The 15,576-nt window shown below is 74.2% G+C and carries 19 protein-coding genes; 10 read left to right on the top strand and 9 right to left on the bottom strand.

Annotated elements, in window-relative coordinates:
- Positions 1 to 10 precede the first annotated feature (10 nt).
- The gene (locus ACZ66Z_RS17585; RefSeq protein ID WP_469934867.1) at positions 11 to 766 is read right to left on the bottom strand and encodes a TioE family transcriptional regulator; all 756 of its coding nucleotides are present in this window, start codon (positions 764 to 766) and stop codon (positions 11 to 13) included.
- 69 nt (positions 767 to 835) lie between these two features.
- Here ACZ66Z_RS17585 and ACZ66Z_RS17590 point away from each other — a divergent pair, with 69 nt between their 5' ends.
- Both ACZ66Z_RS17590 and ACZ66Z_RS17595 read left to right on the top strand, forming a co-directional pair.
- On the top strand, positions 836 to 2,038 hold the full coding sequence (locus ACZ66Z_RS17590; protein ID WP_469934868.1) for an erythromycin esterase family protein: 1,203 nt from the start codon (positions 836 to 838) through the stop codon (positions 2,036 to 2,038).
- A 112-nt stretch (positions 2,039 to 2,150) separates the two neighbouring features.
- The gene (locus tag ACZ66Z_RS17595) at positions 2,151 to 2,768 is read left to right on the top strand and encodes a PadR family transcriptional regulator (RefSeq protein ID WP_469934869.1); all 618 of its coding nucleotides are present in this window, start codon (positions 2,151 to 2,153) and stop codon (positions 2,766 to 2,768) included.
- Between the two features lie 73 nt (positions 2,769 to 2,841).
- Here ACZ66Z_RS17595 and ACZ66Z_RS17600 read toward each other — a convergent pair whose 3' ends face one another.
- On the bottom strand, positions 2,842 to 3,270 hold the full coding sequence (locus ACZ66Z_RS17600) for a type II toxin-antitoxin system Rv0910 family toxin (protein ID WP_469934870.1): 429 nt from the start codon (positions 3,268 to 3,270) through the stop codon (positions 2,842 to 2,844).
- Between the two features lie 69 nt (positions 3,271 to 3,339).
- Positions 3,340 to 3,564 carry a hypothetical protein gene (locus ACZ66Z_RS17605; protein ID WP_469934871.1) on the bottom strand — a complete coding sequence of 75 codons (225 nt, stop codon included), beginning with the start codon at positions 3,562 to 3,564 and terminating at the stop codon, positions 3,340 to 3,342.
- Positions 3,565 to 3,760: 196 nt separating this feature from the next.
- Here ACZ66Z_RS17605 and ACZ66Z_RS17610 point away from each other — a divergent pair, with 196 nt between their 5' ends.
- The 3 genes from ACZ66Z_RS17610 to ACZ66Z_RS17620 all read left to right on the top strand — a co-directional run bounded on the left by ACZ66Z_RS17610 (position 3,761) and on the right by ACZ66Z_RS17620 (position 6,617).
- Entirely contained in the window at positions 3,761 to 4,378 is a 618-nt protein-coding gene (locus tag ACZ66Z_RS17610; protein WP_469934872.1) for a Clp protease N-terminal domain-containing protein, read from the top strand.
- 41 nt (positions 4,379 to 4,419) lie between these two features.
- On the top strand, positions 4,420 to 5,475 hold the full coding sequence (locus ACZ66Z_RS17615) for an EamA family transporter (RefSeq protein ID WP_469934873.1): 1,056 nt from the start codon (positions 4,420 to 4,422) through the stop codon (positions 5,473 to 5,475).
- 176 nt (positions 5,476 to 5,651) lie between these two features.
- Entirely contained in the window at positions 5,652 to 6,617 is a 966-nt protein-coding gene (locus tag ACZ66Z_RS17620) for a DMT family transporter (RefSeq protein ID WP_469934874.1), read from the top strand.
- 87 nt (positions 6,618 to 6,704) lie between these two features.
- Here the strand turns inward: ACZ66Z_RS17620 and ACZ66Z_RS17625 are convergent, their stop codons facing one another.
- Positions 6,705 to 7,349, bottom strand: coding sequence for an FMN-binding negative transcriptional regulator (locus ACZ66Z_RS17625; protein WP_469934875.1), 645 nt, complete (start codon positions 7,347 to 7,349; stop codon positions 6,705 to 6,707).
- 21 nt (positions 7,350 to 7,370) lie between these two features.
- Positions 7,371 to 8,042, bottom strand: a complete 672-nt coding sequence (locus ACZ66Z_RS17630; protein WP_469934876.1) for a pyridoxamine 5'-phosphate oxidase family protein — start codon at positions 8,040 to 8,042, stop codon at positions 7,371 to 7,373.
- Between the two features lie 35 nt (positions 8,043 to 8,077).
- Here ACZ66Z_RS17630 and ACZ66Z_RS17635 point away from each other — a divergent pair, with 35 nt between their 5' ends.
- From ACZ66Z_RS17635 to ACZ66Z_RS17645, 3 genes are all read left to right on the top strand, one after another.
- On the top strand, positions 8,078 to 9,412 hold the full coding sequence (locus tag ACZ66Z_RS17635; RefSeq protein ID WP_469934877.1) for an aminotransferase class I/II-fold pyridoxal phosphate-dependent enzyme: 1,335 nt from the start codon (positions 8,078 to 8,080) through the stop codon (positions 9,410 to 9,412).
- 259 nt (positions 9,413 to 9,671) lie between these two features.
- On the top strand, positions 9,672 to 10,535 hold the full coding sequence (locus tag ACZ66Z_RS17640; RefSeq protein ID WP_469934878.1) for an isocitrate lyase/PEP mutase family protein: 864 nt from the start codon (positions 9,672 to 9,674) through the stop codon (positions 10,533 to 10,535).
- Complete coding sequence (locus tag ACZ66Z_RS17645) at positions 10,532 to 10,852, top strand: hypothetical protein (protein WP_469934879.1); 321 nt, start codon at positions 10,532 to 10,534, stop codon at positions 10,850 to 10,852. The genes ACZ66Z_RS17640 and ACZ66Z_RS17645 overlap by 4 nt, the downstream gene beginning before the upstream one ends.
- Before the next feature lie 77 nt (positions 10,853 to 10,929).
- Here the strand turns inward: ACZ66Z_RS17645 and ACZ66Z_RS17650 are convergent, their stop codons facing one another.
- Together ACZ66Z_RS17650 and ACZ66Z_RS17655 are read right to left on the bottom strand one after the other, a co-directional pair.
- A complete protein-coding gene (locus ACZ66Z_RS17650; RefSeq protein ID WP_469934880.1) occupies positions 10,930 to 11,130 on the bottom strand; it encodes a hypothetical protein in 201 nt (66 codons plus the stop codon).
- A gap of 102 nt (positions 11,131 to 11,232) precedes the next feature.
- Complete coding sequence (locus ACZ66Z_RS17655) at positions 11,233 to 12,267, bottom strand: DMT family transporter (protein WP_469934881.1); 1,035 nt, start codon at positions 12,265 to 12,267, stop codon at positions 11,233 to 11,235.
- A gap of 73 nt (positions 12,268 to 12,340) precedes the next feature.
- Between ACZ66Z_RS17655 and ACZ66Z_RS17660 the strand changes: the two genes are divergently transcribed.
- On the top strand, positions 12,341 to 13,243 hold the full coding sequence (locus ACZ66Z_RS17660; RefSeq protein WP_469934882.1) for a LysR family transcriptional regulator: 903 nt from the start codon (positions 12,341 to 12,343) through the stop codon (positions 13,241 to 13,243).
- Positions 13,244 to 13,250: 7 nt separating this feature from the next.
- Here ACZ66Z_RS17660 and ACZ66Z_RS17665 read toward each other — a convergent pair whose 3' ends face one another.
- Complete coding sequence (locus tag ACZ66Z_RS17665; protein WP_469934883.1) at positions 13,251 to 13,718, bottom strand: pyridoxamine 5'-phosphate oxidase family protein; 468 nt, start codon at positions 13,716 to 13,718, stop codon at positions 13,251 to 13,253.
- Positions 13,719 to 13,803: 85 nt separating this feature from the next.
- Between ACZ66Z_RS17665 and ACZ66Z_RS17670 the strand changes: the two genes are divergently transcribed.
- A complete protein-coding gene (locus ACZ66Z_RS17670) occupies positions 13,804 to 14,475 on the top strand; it encodes an isochorismatase family protein (protein WP_469934884.1) in 672 nt (223 codons plus the stop codon).
- Here the strand turns inward: ACZ66Z_RS17670 and ACZ66Z_RS17675 are convergent.
- Complete coding sequence (locus ACZ66Z_RS17675) at positions 14,462 to 14,875, bottom strand: Rieske (2Fe-2S) protein (protein WP_469934885.1); 414 nt, start codon at positions 14,873 to 14,875, stop codon at positions 14,462 to 14,464. The genes ACZ66Z_RS17670 and ACZ66Z_RS17675 overlap by 14 nt on opposite strands.
- Positions 14,876 to 15,576: the final 701 nt, after the last annotated feature.

A 15,576-nucleotide genomic window follows, 5' to 3' on the forward strand; every position in this document is an offset into this window, starting at 1 on the left:
CGGGGCGATCTCATTCCTGGGCGCGGAGATACGCCTCCAGTTCGGCGGCCCCGGTCAGCATCGCGCGCCCGCGGGCCGACAGGCGACGGTGCCAATCGTCGAGCGCCGCCTCCAGCGGCTCGACGCCCCCGGCCGCCCGCACCTGGTCGAGCAACGGCGCTATCTGCTCCAACAGGTAGCCGCCCCTCCTGAGTTGGTGGGCCAGCCGGGCGTCCCGCACGGCGGATCCTTCGTAGACGCGGTACCCGGTCCGGGGGTCGCGGCGCGGGCGCACGAGGCCGGCGTGCTCCCATGTGCGGAGCGTCGCGGGACGGATGCCGAGCTGCCGGGCCAGCGGTCCGATGAACGTGGCGCCGGGGCCGGGCGGCGCGACCGGCCCGGGTGTCGCGGCGGGGGCCGGGTCCGTCGTCGTGGCGGGGTCCAGGTCGCGGAGGGCGCTCTCCACGGCCCGGAGGGTTCGCCGGTCGTCGAGGAGCTGGGCGTGGCTCTCGTCGATCAGGCGGAACGCCTCGTCGACCGCGTCCCGGTTCACGGCCCGCATGATCGACGCCGCCGTCGGGTGTCCGTGGCCGGGCAGCAGGGCCAGGAAGGCGCGCAGGGCGCCGGCGTGCAGCGGGGTGTAGGCGCGGTGGCCGGCGGGGGTGCGATCGGCCGCGGGGAGGATGCCGGCCTCCTCGTAGTTCCTGACCGCCTGCGTGGACAGACCGTGCGCGCGGGCCAGATCGACCGGCCTCAGCCGACCCCCGCTTTGAAGGTTCTTCCCCATGAAGCCGACGATATCGCGGGTCTTCCGCGCACAAGTTTCCACCGGAACTTCAACGATAGCGTGGAAGGCATGGCGACTGACATCAAGGACACCGCCCGTGCCGTCGACGCTGCTGCCCTCATGGGGCCGCTCCGGGGCCGGCCCAGGCTGCTCGCCCTGGGCGAGCCCACCCACGGCGAGGAGGCTCTGCTCGACCTGCGCAACGAGCTCTTCCGGCAGCTCGTCGAGCAGGAGGGATACCGGACGATCGCGCTCGAGACCGACTGTCTGAACGGCCTGGTCGTGGACGACCACGTCACGTCGGGCACCGGCACCCTCGACGAGGCCGTGGAGCACGGCTTCAGCCACGACTGGGGTGCCTTCGCGGCCAACCGCGAACTCGTCCGCTGGATGCGCGCCCACAACGAGGGCCGACCCGCGTCCGAGCAGGTCCGCTTCGCCGGATTCGACGGTCCGCTGGAGATCACCGCCGCCGCGAGCCCCCGGCGGGCCCTCGTCGCACTCCACGGATACCTCTCGGCCCGGGTGGACGCGGACCTGCTCCCCTGTACCGCGGACGCGCTCGACGACCTGATCGGCGCCGACGACCGGTGGACCGACCCCGCCGCGATGTGGGAGCCGGACCGCTCCGTGGGGCGGTCGGCCGAGGCGGGCCGGCTGCGGCTGCTCGCCGACGAGCTGGTGGCGCTGCTCGACGAGCAGCGGCCGCACCTCGTCACGGTGAGTTCGGCGGACGAAGGGGACCGGGCGCGCCTGTACGGGCGCACGGCGCTCGGTCTGCTGCGCTACCACCACTGGATGGCCGACGCCTCGCCGACCCGCCTGGCCCGGCTGGCGGGCGTGCGGGACCGGATGATGTCCCGGAACCTCCTCGCGCTCGCCGACCGGGGCCCGGTCTTCGCCCACGCCCACAACTCCCACCTCCAGCGGGAGAAGAGCTCGATGCGGATGGGCGGGCAGCCGCTGGAGTGGTGGAGCGCGGGCGCGCTGGTCGGCGCCGAGCTCGGCGACGAGTACGCCTTCGTGGCCACGGCCCTCGGCACGATCCGGCACCGGGGCGTGGACGCGCCGCCGGCGGACACCCTGGAGGGGCTGCTGTACGGGCTTCCGGAGGACCGCTGTGTCGTGGACGCCCGGCGGCTGGCCGCCGTCCTCGGCGCCGAGCGGCCCGCGCCGCGCGTGTCCCCCTGGTTCGGCTACGCCCCGCTCGACCCGGCGCACCTGGCGGACTGCGACGGCCTGGTCTTCGTCAGGGACGTCCCGCGGCGTTAGCGCTTCCCTCTTCGCGACCGACCTGTCGGGTCTTGCTCGCCGAACAGTTCCGATATATCGTTGAGGCATCGCGACAGTTCGACGATGGAATCTCGACGGAAGGAGCGTTGCGATGCGTTCACACGGACACGAGTACGGAAACGGACACGGTCGTGGAGGCTGCGGCCCCGGGCCCCGGGGCGACTTCGAGGGGCGGCGCGCCGCGTTCGGGCCGTTCGGGCCCGGGTTCGGCGGGGGCCCCTTCGGTGGCGGTCCCTTCGGCGGGCGGGGGCGCGGGGGCGGCCCGGGACGGGCGCGGCGCGGTGACGTGCGCGCCTCGATCCTGGCGCTCCTGAAGGACCGTCCGATGCACGGCTACGAGATGATCCGGGAGATCGGCGAGCGCAGCGACGGGGCGTGGAAGCCCAGTCCGGGCTCGGTCTACCCGACCCTCCAGATGCTGGAGGACGAGGGGCTGATCACCAGTGCGACCGAGGGCGGCAAGAAGCTGTTCACGCTCACCGAGGCCGGGCGCGCCGAGGCCGAGGAAGGCCCCGAGGCGCCGTGGGAGGCGGCCGGGCGCGGGATCGACTGGGACGCCCTGAACGAGATCCGGCAGGCCGGCTCCGGCCTGATGGAGGCGTTCGGGCAGGTCTGGAAGACCGGCAGCGCCGAGCAGCGGCAGAAGGCGATCACCGTGATCAACGAGGCGCGCAAGAAGCTGTACCTGATCCTCGCCGACGAGCACTGAGTCGGCGCGCGCCACCGGAGGGGCCCCGCGACGACCGTCGCGGGGCCCCTCCGGCGTTCCCCGTGCGCACGGCTCAGGTCACCAGGCCCGAGAGCCTGCGCAGGGACTCGGTCAGCGCCGCCGTCGCCGAGTCCTTGAGCCTGCCCGCCATCAGGGAGACCGCCGCGCCGGTGAACTCTCCGTCGATCCGTACCGTCGTGGCGTCCCCCTCCGCCGCCAGTGAGTAACGGGTGGCGACGACGACCCCCATCGGGCCCTTGCCCCGGACGGCGAGCGCCCGCTCGGCCTCCAGTTCCTCGACCGTCCACAGGACCTCGGCGGGGAAGCCCATCAGCTTCATGTTCTCCGTGAAGGTCGCGCCCGTCTCCAGGGCGGTCGGCCCGCCGTTCGGGAAGCCGGTGTGGGTGGCGTTCCACTCGCCGTACGAGGAGAAGTCCGTGAGCCGCGCCCAGACCTTTCCGGCCGGCGCCTCGATCCGTGCCTCCGCGCTGACTTCGGCCATCAGACCACCCCTTCACGCGTGCCAACTGGGTTCCGGTGTCGCGGAACGTAGCGGGGCGGCCGTGAACATTCAATACTGATGAACCGTCAGTTCCGCGGTCGCCGGGCCCGTTCCGCCGCCGACCCACCGGATCTCCGCCGCGTCGAAGCTGTCGGAGGCCCGGGGTGCCCCGTCCTCCTCGTGGCAGTGGAAGGCCGCCCAGAACAGATCGGCCGGCAGCGACTCCCGGGGTGCGTACACCCGGTACACGTACTGCCGCCCGTCGCGTGCGAGCAGGCCCACCGTCCAGAACACGACCGGAGGACGCGCGGGAAGGGGGCCGTGGTTGCGAAGGGGGCGCGAAGCAAGGCGGCGCGCGCCTCTCGGGGGCGACGCGCGCGATCTCATCCGCAAGGAGGAGGAACCGTGCGCCCGTGCCCAACCCCGGTGGGATGCGGACATGCTTCTCCCCGGTGATGCTCCGGCCGTTCCGGCCTGATGAGGTGGGAGGGTGCACCATCCCGTCCCGCGCCCCCAGCCCCTCCCGCCGTCCGTCGCCCCGCGCGCGGAGCTCGTGTCCCTCCCGACACCCTCGCTCGCCGCGGTCGCGCCCTTCCTGACGCCCCCGCTCGCCGCGGTCGTGTCGGGCGCGCGGCGCAGGGCGCTCCGGGACGGCGACCGTCAGATCGACACCGCCCACCTCCTGCACTCGCTCGTCGAGTCCGACCCCGAGGTCGGCGCGGCCTTCGAGGGCGGCCATCGGCTCGCCCGCGTCCTCGGCTATCTCGCCCAGCGCTCCATCGGCTACGGCCTGCGCTGGCAGCGGACGGAGGAGGGATCGGCGGCCCGGCGCCTGCTGCCCGCCGCACGGGGGACGGAAGCCCCGGGCGCCCGCCCCTCCCCGTGGTCCCCGGCCGCGGCCGTCGCCCTGGAGGGCGCCTTCCTGCGGGCCGCCGGGCGCGGCGAGCAGCAGGCCCGCGGCGTCGACCTGCTCGTGACCGTCGCCGCCGATCCCGAGAGCCGCGCCGCGGAGGTGCTGCGCCGCGCGGGGATCGATCCGGCCGCGCTGACCGCCCGCGTCACCGGCCTCCCGGCCGCCCGCGACGAGGAGCCGTCTCAACAGGTGTAACGGGGGTTACGCCCCTGACGGCGTCCTGTCATGATGGCCCGATGCACGCGTCTCAGGGGAGAAGCGCCGGCCTGGGACTCGCCCTGGCCTCGGCCTTCGCATTCGGTGGTTCAGGAGTGGCGGCCAAGCCGCTCATCGAGGCGGGACTCGACCCGCTCCACGTCGTGTGGCTCCGGGTGGCCGGCGCCGCGCTCGTCATGCTGCCGGTGGCCTGGCGCCACCGGGACCTCCTGCGCCGCAAACCCGCCCTCCTCGTGGGCTTCGGCCTGCTCGCCGTCGCCGGGGTCCAGGCCTTCTACTTCGCCTCGATATCCCGCATCCCCGTCGGCGTCGCCCTGCTCGTCGAGTACCTCGCCCCCGCCCTCGTCCTCGGCTGGGTCCGCTTCGTCCAGCGCCGACCCGTCACCCGCGCCGCCGCCCTCGGCGTCGTCCTCGCCGCCGGCGGCCTCGCGTGCGTCGTGCAGGTCTGGTCCGGGCTGACCTTCGACCTCGTCGGACTGCTCCTGGCCCTCGCCGCCGCCTGCTGCCAGGTCGGGTACTTCGTCCTCTCCGACCAGGGCGCCGACGGGGCCGAGCAGGCCGAGCGGGCCGATCCGGTCGGTGTCATCGCGTACGGACTGCTCGTCGGCGCGCTCGTCCTCACGGCCGTGGCCCGGCCCTGGGGCATGGACTGGGGCGTCCTCGCCGGGCGCGCCGACATGGACGGGACGAGCGTGCCCGCGTGGCTGCTGCTCGGCTGGATCGTGCTGATCGCCACCGTCCTCGCGTACGTCACCGGCGTCATCTCGGTGCGCCGGCTCTCCCCGCAGGTGGCGGGCGTCGTGGCCTGCCTGGAGGCGGTCATCGCGACCGTCCTGGCCTGGATCCTGCTCGGCGAGCACCTGGGCGTGCCGCAGATCGTCGGCGGCGCGGTGGTCCTGGTCGGGGCCTTCATCGCCCAGTCCTCGACGCCGAAGGCACCGGCGCCGGGTCCGGTCACCGGATCCGTGGCCGATGCCGGGACGGGGGTCGCGTCCGGAGCCGGTTCCGGTTCCGGTTCCGACGCGGCGGAGGCCGGGCGGGACGCGCGGTTGTCGGCCGGGCGAACCGCCCCGTAGGGTGCGGACCATGCATTCGACCGTGCTTCCGCCTCCCGCCGCCTAGCGCGCGGGAGAGACCCTCCTCGACGAAGACCGGGCCCGGGCGGCGACCCCTCGCCGCCGGGCGGTTCGTCGCTGCCCGCGCGCGGAGTCCAGCGACCACCCTCCCCTCCCGTCTTCCCCGGAGAACCCACGTGTCGAACTCCTCGGGATCCGCCCTGTCCGTCGGGCGGAGCCTCCTCTGTCTTGTCGTCGCCGGAATCGCCTGGGGCACGGCCGGCGCCGCCGCCTCGCTGATCTTCCGCGTCAGCGACATGGGCCCGCTGGCCCTCTCCTTCTGGCGCTGCGCCGGCGGCCTCGCCCTGCTCCTGGGCGCGCTGGCGCTGCGGCCCCGGCGCCCCTCCGCCCGCACGGGCACCGCATCGCGCGGCCGCAGGACGGCCCGCGTCCTCGGCACGGGCATCGGCCTCGCCGTCTTCCAGAGCGCCTACTTCGCCGCCGTCGAGGCGACCGGCCTCGCGGTCGGCACCGTCGTCAGCCTGGGCGCGGGCCCCGTCCTCATCGCGATCGGCGCCCGGCTCACCATGGGGGAGCGCCTCGGTCGCGGCGGGGTCGCCGCCGTCGGCGGAGCGCTCGCCGGGCTCTTCGTCCTCGTCCTGGGCGGCGGGGCCGCGGAGGTGCGGCCGCTCGGCGTCCTCCTCGCGGTGGTCTCGGCGGCCGGATACGCGGCGACCACCCTGCTCACCCGGTGGCTCGGCCGTGACGGCGGGGGTGCGGACGCCCTGGCGACGACCACGTGGGCCTTCGCGATCGGGGCGGTCGGGCTGCTGCCCGCGGCGCTCGCGGAGGGGCTCGTCCCGCACACCGGCGCGCCGGTGAACGTGCTGCTGCTGCTCGTGTACGTGGCGGCGGTGCCGACCGCGCTCGCCTACGCGCTGTACTTCGCCGGGGCGGCCGTCGTCCGGGCCGCCACCGTCTCCGTGATCATGCTCCTGGAGCCGGTGAGCGCCGCCCTGATCGCGGTCTCGCTGCTCGGCGAGCGGCTCACCGCCGCGATCGTGCTCGGCACCCTGCTGCTGCTCGCCGCCGTGACGGGCCTCGCCCTCGCGGAGGCGAGGACGGCGGTGGAGGCGCGCAGGCGGGAGCCCTTGGCGGTGTAGGAGACCGCCACGGGGGCGGGGCGGGTACGGCCCCGCCCCCGCGCGGTGATCCGGGCCGGGGCCCGCCGGGCCCCGGCACCGGCACGGTCATCCGTTCGCGCGACGGCGCAACTGGTGGGCGCGGGCGTTCAGGTCGCCGGGGCCGGCCCGCTCGGCGAGCCGCTCCGAGACGCGCTCCTGGACCTCCCGCGGCTTGTTGCCCGCGTACTTGAACTTCGCCCGTACGTCGGTCACCTCCAGGCTCAGCACCCGGATCCCCGACAGCATGCGGCCGAAGGGGGCCTCGCCCGGCGCGACGGTCGCGGTGCCGCCCTCCGGCTGGAAGTGGGCGACCTGGCGGTTGAGGAGCGCCGCCTTCTCCTCCGGATCGTCGACCACGCGCGCGGTGCAGCGCAGTTGGACGGCCGCGTAGTACGAGGTCGGGGTGCCGTGTTCGGCCGGGGCGCCCTCGGGGGCCGTCCAGTGCCCCGGTACGTAGACGTGGTCGTCGACCACGCTCAGGAGCACCGTCGGGTTCGCCTCCAGGGCGCGCCAGAGGGGGTTGGGCCGGGCCAGGTGGGCCAGGGCCCGGCCGTACGGGCCGGGCTCGGCGTCGTACCGGAAGTGGGTGGGCTGCACCCACGGCGCTTCGCCGGGCAGGCCGTTGACGGCGAGCTGGCCGAAGTCGTGCCGGGAGAGCCAGTCGCGCCACTCGCCCTCGTCGTGGGCGGCGTCCCAGGGATGGATCAGCATCGCCGGTCCCTCCTCTCCGGGTCAGAGCGCGGCGAGGTAGCCGGGAAGGGCGACGGACGGGTCGAGGTCGTCGGCCGGGACGGGCGTGCCGTGACCGCCCCGTACGGGGACGACGCCGGACCAGTACGGGAGGCCGAGGTCCTCGGGGTCGTCGTTGGGGCCGCCGGTGCGGACCTTCGCCGAGACCTCGTCCAGGTCGAGCCGGATCACGGCGGTCGCGGCGAGCTCCTTGGCGTTCCCGGGGCGCGAGTCGGCGGAGCGACCGGGGACGACGTGGTCGACGAGGGCGTCCAGGGCCGTCCGCAGCTCCTCGGGGTCGGTCACCTGGTGGGCGGTTCCGTGGACGACGACCGAGCGGTAGTTGAGCGAGTGGTGGAACGCGGAGCGGGCGAGCACGAGGCCGTCGACGTGCGTCACGGTCAGGCAGACGGGCAGACCGGGGGCGGTCACGCCGTCGCCGGCCGCGCGCAGCGGCCGCGAGCCGGTGGAGCCGTGGACGTAGAGGCGCTCGCCGACCCGGCCGAAGAGCGTCGGGAGGACGACCGGCGCGCCGTCGCGGACGAAGCCGAGGTGGCAGACGTAGGCCTCGTCGAGTATCGAGTGGACGAGGTCCTTGTCGTACGAGGCACGGTCACGCGAGCGGGTGGGCACGGTCCGGTCGGTCGCCTCGTACGTCTCCGTGGTGGTGCTCATTGCCGTCTCCATTGCACTAGTGCATAATCATTTTTGTGCTAGGAGAGTATCGGATCGAAGGCCGCCGCGCATCGGACATCGCCGCCAGCGTCGAGCGGGGAGTGGGCACGGGTGCGCTTCAGCCCGGCCAACTGCTGCCGCCCATGCGGGAACTGGCGCTCACCCTCGGCGTGAACCCCAACACCGTCGCCGCCGCCTACCGCATCCTGCGCGAGCGCGGGGTCATCGAGACGGACGGCCGGCGCGGCAGCCGGGTGCGGCCGCGCCCCGCCACGACCGCGCGCGGCTCCCTCCGCGTGGACGCGCCCGCCGGGGTCCGGGACGTGAGCAACGGCAGCCCCGACCCCGCCCTGCTCCCGCCCCTCGGCGAGGCCTTCGCGGAGGTCGCCCGGCGGTACGCCGAGCGGCCCGGCGCGTACGGAGAGGACCCCGTCGACGAGGAGTTCGGTCGCCTCGCGCGCGCCGCCCTCGACGCGGACGGCGTGCCCGCCGGGCCCGTCGGCGTCGCCTCGGGTTCCCTCGACGCCATCGAGCGGGTGCTCGTCGCCCGCCTCAGGCCCGGTGACGCCGTCGCCGTCGAGGATCCGGGGTGGGGCAGCCTCCTCGACCTCGTGCCCGCGCTCGGACTGCGTCCGGTGCCGGTCGCCGTCGACGACGACGGCCCCCTCCCGGAGGCCGTCGCACGCGCGATCCGGCAGGACGAGGCACGGGCCGTGATCGTGACCGACCGCGCGCAGAACCCCACCGGGGCCTGCGTCACCGAGGAGCGCGCCCGGGAGTTGCGGCAGGTCCTCGGCGCGCACCCCGGCGTGCTCCTCGTCGAGGACGACCACGGGCACGGCATCGTCGCGCAGCCCCTCCACCCGCTGGCCGGCGTCACCGCGCACTGGGTGCTCGTGCGCTCGGTCGCCAAGGCGTACGGGCCCGACCTGCGGATCGCCGCCTTCACCGGCGACGCCGAGACCGTCGACCGGGTGCTCGGGCGCCAGCGCCTCGGTCCCGGCTGGGTCAGCAAGCTGCTCCAGCGGACCGTCGCGCATCTGTGGGCCGCGGAGGCGGTGGACCCCGACGTCGTCGCGCGCGCGTACGGGAAGCGGCGCGACGGGCTCGTGCGGGCCCTCGCGCGGCGCGGCGTCGAGGCGCACGGACGGAGCGGCATGAACGTCTGGGTGCCGGTCTCCGACGAGACCGGTGCGGTCGCCCGGCTCCTCGCCGCGGGGTGGGCCGTCGCGCCGGGCGCGCGCTTCCGGACGGACGCGGGGCCCGCCGTCCGGCTCACCGTCTCCGGGCTCGCGGTCGCGGAGGTCGAGGCGCTGGCGGACGCGGTGGCGGGAGCGGTGGGGCCGGCGCCGGCGCGGAGCTACGGATAGGGGCGGCGGTTCCGGGAACGGAGGGCCACCGGGCGGCGGCGAGGTCCGTGCGGGGCCCATCCGGCGTGCGGAGCAAGGCCGTTCCTCGTGAAAGTGACGTTTCTCCGGTGAATGCGCTACGCCTGGAGAGTGAGTAAAGGGCTCGTATGCGGAAGTTCCACTCTGTCTCAGGAAATCATCAGGTTTTGGTAAAGCTCCGCCGCGTCAAGGCGGTTCTGCACCTTTTCCGTGTTTCCCCGAGATGACCAGGAGTCAGACCTTGAGCTACGGAAACAAGTTGCGCGAGGCCGTCGCGGCGCCGGGAACGACCCCGCTGATCGGCGTGTACGACATGTACTCGGCCTCCGTCGCCGCCGACCACTACGACGGGATGTTCGTCTCCGGATTCGGCTTCGCCGCCTCGTACTACGGGCTGCCGGACATCGGCTTCATCGCCTGGCCGGACATGGTGGCGTTCGTGCAGCGGCTGCGCGGCGCGTTCCCCCGCCACCACCTGCTCGTGGACATCGACGACGGTTACGTCGACCCCGAGGTGGCCTGCCACGTGGTGGAGGGCCTGGAGCGCATCGGCGCCTCGGGCGTGATCCTGGAGGACCAGAAGCGCCCCCGCCGGTGCGGCCACGCGGACGGCAAGCAGGTGCTGCCGCTCGACGAGTACCTGGCCAAGCTGGAGATGGTCCTGGCCACCCGCAGGGACATGGTCGTGGTGGCCCGCACCGACGCCACCGACGAGGCGGACATCCTCCACCGGGCCAAGTGCCTGGCCGCCACCGACGCCGACGTGGTCCTCGTGGACGGCGTGCGGAGCGTCGAGTGGATCCACCGGATCCGCGAGGTGGTCGACGGCAAGCCGCTGCTCTTCAACCAGATCGCCGGGGGCAAGTCCCCGCGGCTCTCGCTCGGCGAACTCTCCGACCTCGGTGTGGACGTGGCGATCTACAGCACGCCCTGTCTCTTCGCGGCGCACGAGGCGATGGACTCGGCGCTCTCCGAGCTGAAGCGGGACGACGGCCGGCTGCCGTCCTTCGACCCCGAGTCCGGCGTCGGCGTCGCCGCCTCGACGCGCCTCCTGGAGCGCAACATCACCCGCCACCACGCGGTGCCCGAGCGGGTCGGCGCGTGAGCTCCGTGATCCCGGGGCAGCGGAGGGAGGGGAGGCCCGGGCCCTCGTCGAAGGCGGTGGTCGGCGGCCCGCTCAGGACCCCGCTGAAGGCGCTCGGTCTGGCCGCCGCCCTGCTGGCGGCCGGCGCCGCGCCGGCCGCGGCCGGCGGCAGCCTGGTCACCGTCATCGACAACTCCCACGCCGACTCCGTCGTGGAGGTCGACCGGGCGGCCAACGTCCAGTACGGCAGCGGCGGCACGGCGGGCAGCGATCACGACGGCAGTGCCGTCGAAGCCCTGGAGGTCCTGTTCGGCGGTGCGCGCCGGGACGCCGACTGACGTCCCGGGCGGAACGGAACGGCCGGACACCGCCCTCGTGGTGCCCGGCCGTTCCCGTGCCCCGCTGTCGCGGGCGGTCAGTCCTCCAGGAGGTCGGGGCGGCCCAGCTCGTCGAGCTCGATCGGCTCCGGCCCGTCCGTCGGGGCGACGGCGGAGACCGTGCCCGCGGTGGCGGACGCGGGGACGGCGCCCGAGGCGTGGGCCGTGGCGGCGGAGCCGAGGAGGGCGCCGGTCACGGCGAGGGCGGCGAACAGGGTTCGGGTGGTGGTGGGGTTCATGCCCGGTCGACGGTCCCGCGGGCCGGCCGGTGGCGGAGAGTGACGCGGGAGAGGGAGAGGCGCCCGGCCACCGCCCGCGCGCCCCGCCGCACGGGCGGGGCCTCAGGCGCGGCTCGCCGCTCCGGCGGGCGTCTCGACGGGTGCCTCGACGGGCGCGGGGACCGGCTGCGGGACCGTCGTCGGCGGCATCGCGCGACGGGAGGCGCGGGTCTGGGTGAGGGCCGCGCCGGCCAGGACCACCAGGGCGCCCACCGGGGTGTTCCAGGTGAGGTGCTCGTCCAGGAGGGCGACGCCCGCCGTCGTGGCGATCACCGGGATGAAGTACGTGACCATCGAGGCCGTCGTCGGGCCGACCTCCGCGACGACGCCGTACTGGAGCAGCATCGCGTACCCCGTCCCGAGCGCGCCGAGCGCGATCACGGAGAGGAGCGGCAGGAGTTCCACGGACTCCGGGACCGAGGTGAACAGGGGGGTGACCACCGCCAGTTGCAGCGTCGCCAGGCCCACCTGGGAGCCGGCCAGCGAGAGGTTCGAGGCGCCCGTGCCGCTCAGGGTCCTGCGGACGTAGATCCAGCCGACCGCGTAGCTGAAGGAGGCGAGCAGGGCCAGGGCCGTGCCGGTCACGTCGAGACCGGAGAAGCCCTGCCAGGCGCCGAGCACGGTGAGCACGCCGACGAAGCCGATGCCGAGGCCGGCCGCGCGGACCCGGGTCGGGCGGTCCTCGGAGAGCGCCACCAGCGAGAGCGCCATGCCCCAGAGCGGCGTCGTCGCGTTGCAGATGCCCGCCAGGGTCGAGGGGATCGTCAGCTCCGCGTACGCGAAGAGGGAGAACGGCAGCGCGTTGAGGAGGAGGGCCGCGACCGCCAGGTGGCCCCAGACGCGGGCGCCGCGCGGCAGCCGGTCGCGCTTGACGACGATCGCGACGGCGAGCACCGCCGTACCGAACAGGAGCCGTCCGAAGGTGACCTGGAAGGGCGCGAACCCCTCCGTGCCGACCTTGATGAAGACGAAGCTGAAGCCCCAGATGAGGGCCAGGGCGCCGAAACGGACGCGCCAGTCGAGCAGACGGGAGGCGGGGGCGGGCGCGGAGGCGGGGGCGGGCGCGGGGGACGGGGAGGGCGGGGCTGCGGGGCTCATGCGCTCAGGGTGACCGGAAGGACGTCTTAGGACAAGCGAGAATTCCTCGACCCCTCCCCTTAGTATCGCTTACATGTTGAATCTGGAGCGCCTCCGCACCCTCGACGCCGTCGCCCGGCACGGTTCGGTCAGCGGCGCGGCCGACGGCCTGCACGTCACCACCTCGGCCGTCTCCCAGCAGCTGTCCAAGCTGGAGCGCGAGGTCGGGCAGCAGCTGCTCGCCAAGAACGGCCGGGGCGTGCGGCTCACCGACGCCGGACTGCTGCTCGCCGAGCACGCCGCCCGGATCCTGTCCCAGGTCCAGAGGGCGCAGGTCGACATCGAGGCCCAGCGGGGGAGGGTGGTGGGCGAGGTGCGGCTCGCGGGCTTCCCGACGGCGGCGCGCGGTCTCTTCCCGGCCGCCCTCGCCGCCCTGCGTGCGGGCCACCCCGAGCTCCGCGTCCGTACGACGGAACTGGAGCCGGAGCCGGGGGTGCGGGCGGTCCTGCGCGGTGACGCGGACCTGGCGATCGTCCTGGACTGGAGCAACAAGAGGGCGCCCGTCCCCGGCGGTCTGGAGCGCGCCCACCTCCTCGACGACTCCGCCGACGTGGCCCTGCCCGCGGATCACCCGCTGGCCGGACGGGAGGCGGTGGACCTGGAGGACTTCGCCGACGAGGAGTGGGTGTCCTGGCCCGAGGGCGAGTTCTGCCACGACTGGCTGATGTTCACGCTGCGCTCGCAGGGCGTCGAGCCGCGGATCGGACACTTCGCGGGGGAGCACCACACCCAGCTGGCCCTGGTCGCGGCGGGCCTCGGCGTGTGCATCACCCCCCGGCTCGGACGTCCGGTCCCGGACGGGGTCGCCTTCGTCCCCGTACGGCAGAAGGTGCGCCGCCACATCTACGCCACCTGGCGCGCCGACGCCGGCCGCCGGCCCTCCGTGCGGGCGGTCGTCGCGGCGCTCCGGGAAGCGGCGGAGCCGCCGAACGGCTGATCGTCCGTCAGAGGGCGGCGATCTTGCGGAAGTCCCAGGAGGCGACGGCGTCCGGGGTCAGCCGGAGCCAGGCGTGCCGACCGTCGTGCGGCATGGAGTCCAGGCCGAAGTTCTTGGCGGCGAAGAGCTGCTCGGGCACGTCGAGTTCGGGGCAGGGCTCGCCGGTGCGCGGCGCCTCGCCGACGAAGACGGCGGTGCCGGACAGTTCGACGCCGCGCAGCTCTCCGTACTCCTCGCCGTCGTCCACCACGACCGCGATCCTCGGGTCGGCGCGCAGCTCCGCCCAGCGTCGGCTGCGGGTGATCGAGTACAGCCACAGCGAGGAGCCGTCCCAGACGAACCAGAGGGCGCTGACGTGCGGGCGGCCGTCGGCGGAGACCGTCGCGACCCGGCAGGTGCGCTGTTCGGCGAGGAAGGAGTCGAGCTCGGCCGGGGTCATCATGATCCGGCGTCCACGGCGCTGTGCGACGGTCATCGTCCGCACCCTTCTGGATTTCTGATGAGACGTCAGAAAGCATGGGGGGTCGGTCGCGCGCGTGCAAGGGGAGGTCGGGAGGGCCATGACACGGAATCCGGGAGAACGGCTCGGGGAGCGGATCCGTCCGGACGGCGGAACCGTCCTGCTCACCGTCGAGTGCCAGCGGGGCGTCGTCGGCCCCGACAGCGCCCTGCCCGAACTGGCCGCCGCCGCGCGTGCGTCGGGCGCCCTGCGGAACGTCGCCCGGCTCGTCGCCGCCGCGCACGCGGCGGACGTCCAGGTCGTCCACGCCGTCGCCGAGCGGCGCCCCGACGGACGGGGCGCCAACACCAACGCCCGGCTGTTCAGGGCCGCCGCCCGACTGCCCGTGCAGCAGCACAGCGGCAGCGGGGCCGTCCGGATCGCCGAACCGATCGAGGTCGCCGACGAGGACCTGGTGGTCCGGCGCCTGCACGGGCTCTCGCCGCTCGCCGGCACCGACGTCGACGCGCTGCTCCGCAACCTCGGCTGCCGGACGCTGATCGTCACCGGGGTCTCCGCCAACGTGGCCGTGCCCAACGCCGTCTTCGACGCCGTGAACCTCGGCTACACGGTCGTCGTGCCCGGGGACGCCGTCGCGGGGGTGCCGGCCGACTACACCCCCGCGATGATCCGTCACACCCTCGCCCTCGTCGCCACGATCACCACGACCGACGAGGTGCTGGAGTGCTGGAAGGCCCCCCGGGGCGACGGCGGTGCCGTCAGCCGGGGCTGATCTCCTCGCCCACCACCTGGATGGGCTCCGGCGGCAGCGGCGAGGGCGCCGGGCCGGACTTCACGCTGCCGTCGGAGATGTCGAAGCGGCTCCGGTGGCAGGGGCAGACGATGACGCCGTCCTCGACGCTGCTCACGGCGCAGCCCTGATGGGTGCACTTCGAGGAGAAGGCCTTGAACTCGCCCGCCTTCGGCTGGGTGATCACCAGGCCCTTGTCGGCGAGGATCTTTCCGCCGCCCACCGGGATGTCCCCGGTCCGCGCCAGCGCCGTGCCCTCCGGCGCCGCACCCTCCGGTGCCGTGCTCTTGTCGTCCGCGCCGTCCCCGCAGGCGGCGAGCGCCGCCGCCAGGCCCGCGCTGCCCGCCGCCGCGACCACCGTCCGACGTGCCACTCCGCTCATGTGCTGCCCCATTTCGCTCGCCGTGCTCGCCGTACTCGGTGCACTGGTGTGCCGGGGTCGACGGTACGGCTGTGAGCCGTGTCCCGTTCACGGGATCCGCACTTCGAGAGCCTCACGGTTCCGAGCGGAGCGTCGGAAACCGGACGTCCTTCGATGAAAGCGTCCGGCTCCGGTGAACCCGTCGGTCAGTGTTCGTCACGTACGGGCCGTGCCGCTCGGGGCCACTCCGTGCCCCCGCCGGACCGCCCTCCCCGGCCCCCTGCGCACGCAGTACGGCGCCGCTGTCGTCGACCCGCTCGACAGCCCGCAGCACCGCTTCGGCACCCAGGCGCGTCCTGACCGGGTCGTCCGGCCGCCCGGCCCCGGTGGTCACTCCGGATCGTTCCGGGCGTCCCTCCCGGCGGCGCCCGGCTCTTCCGGCGCGCCGGCCCGGGATTTCGTTCCGCTTTTCCGGTGTTTTCCTCTTCTTCGCCCCGCCGTGGTGGGGAGATTCCCCGCGTTCCGATCCGCCTCCTTCTGAATTTCGAACTCCACGGCGAAACCGGCGTCAATCATTCACCGCACGCCCATGGTCCTCCCCGCGCTTTTGGTCGGCTTCCTCCGGATTGAGGCTGCTTACGGCGAGGTCGAGGCGTATTCGGGTGCCGTCCGGGCCCCATGGCAAATCTTTACCGTTCCGCTCGACATATGCGTCGATTGTC

The sequence above is a fragment of the Streptomyces sp. NPDC107498 genome, assembly GCF_055582805.1.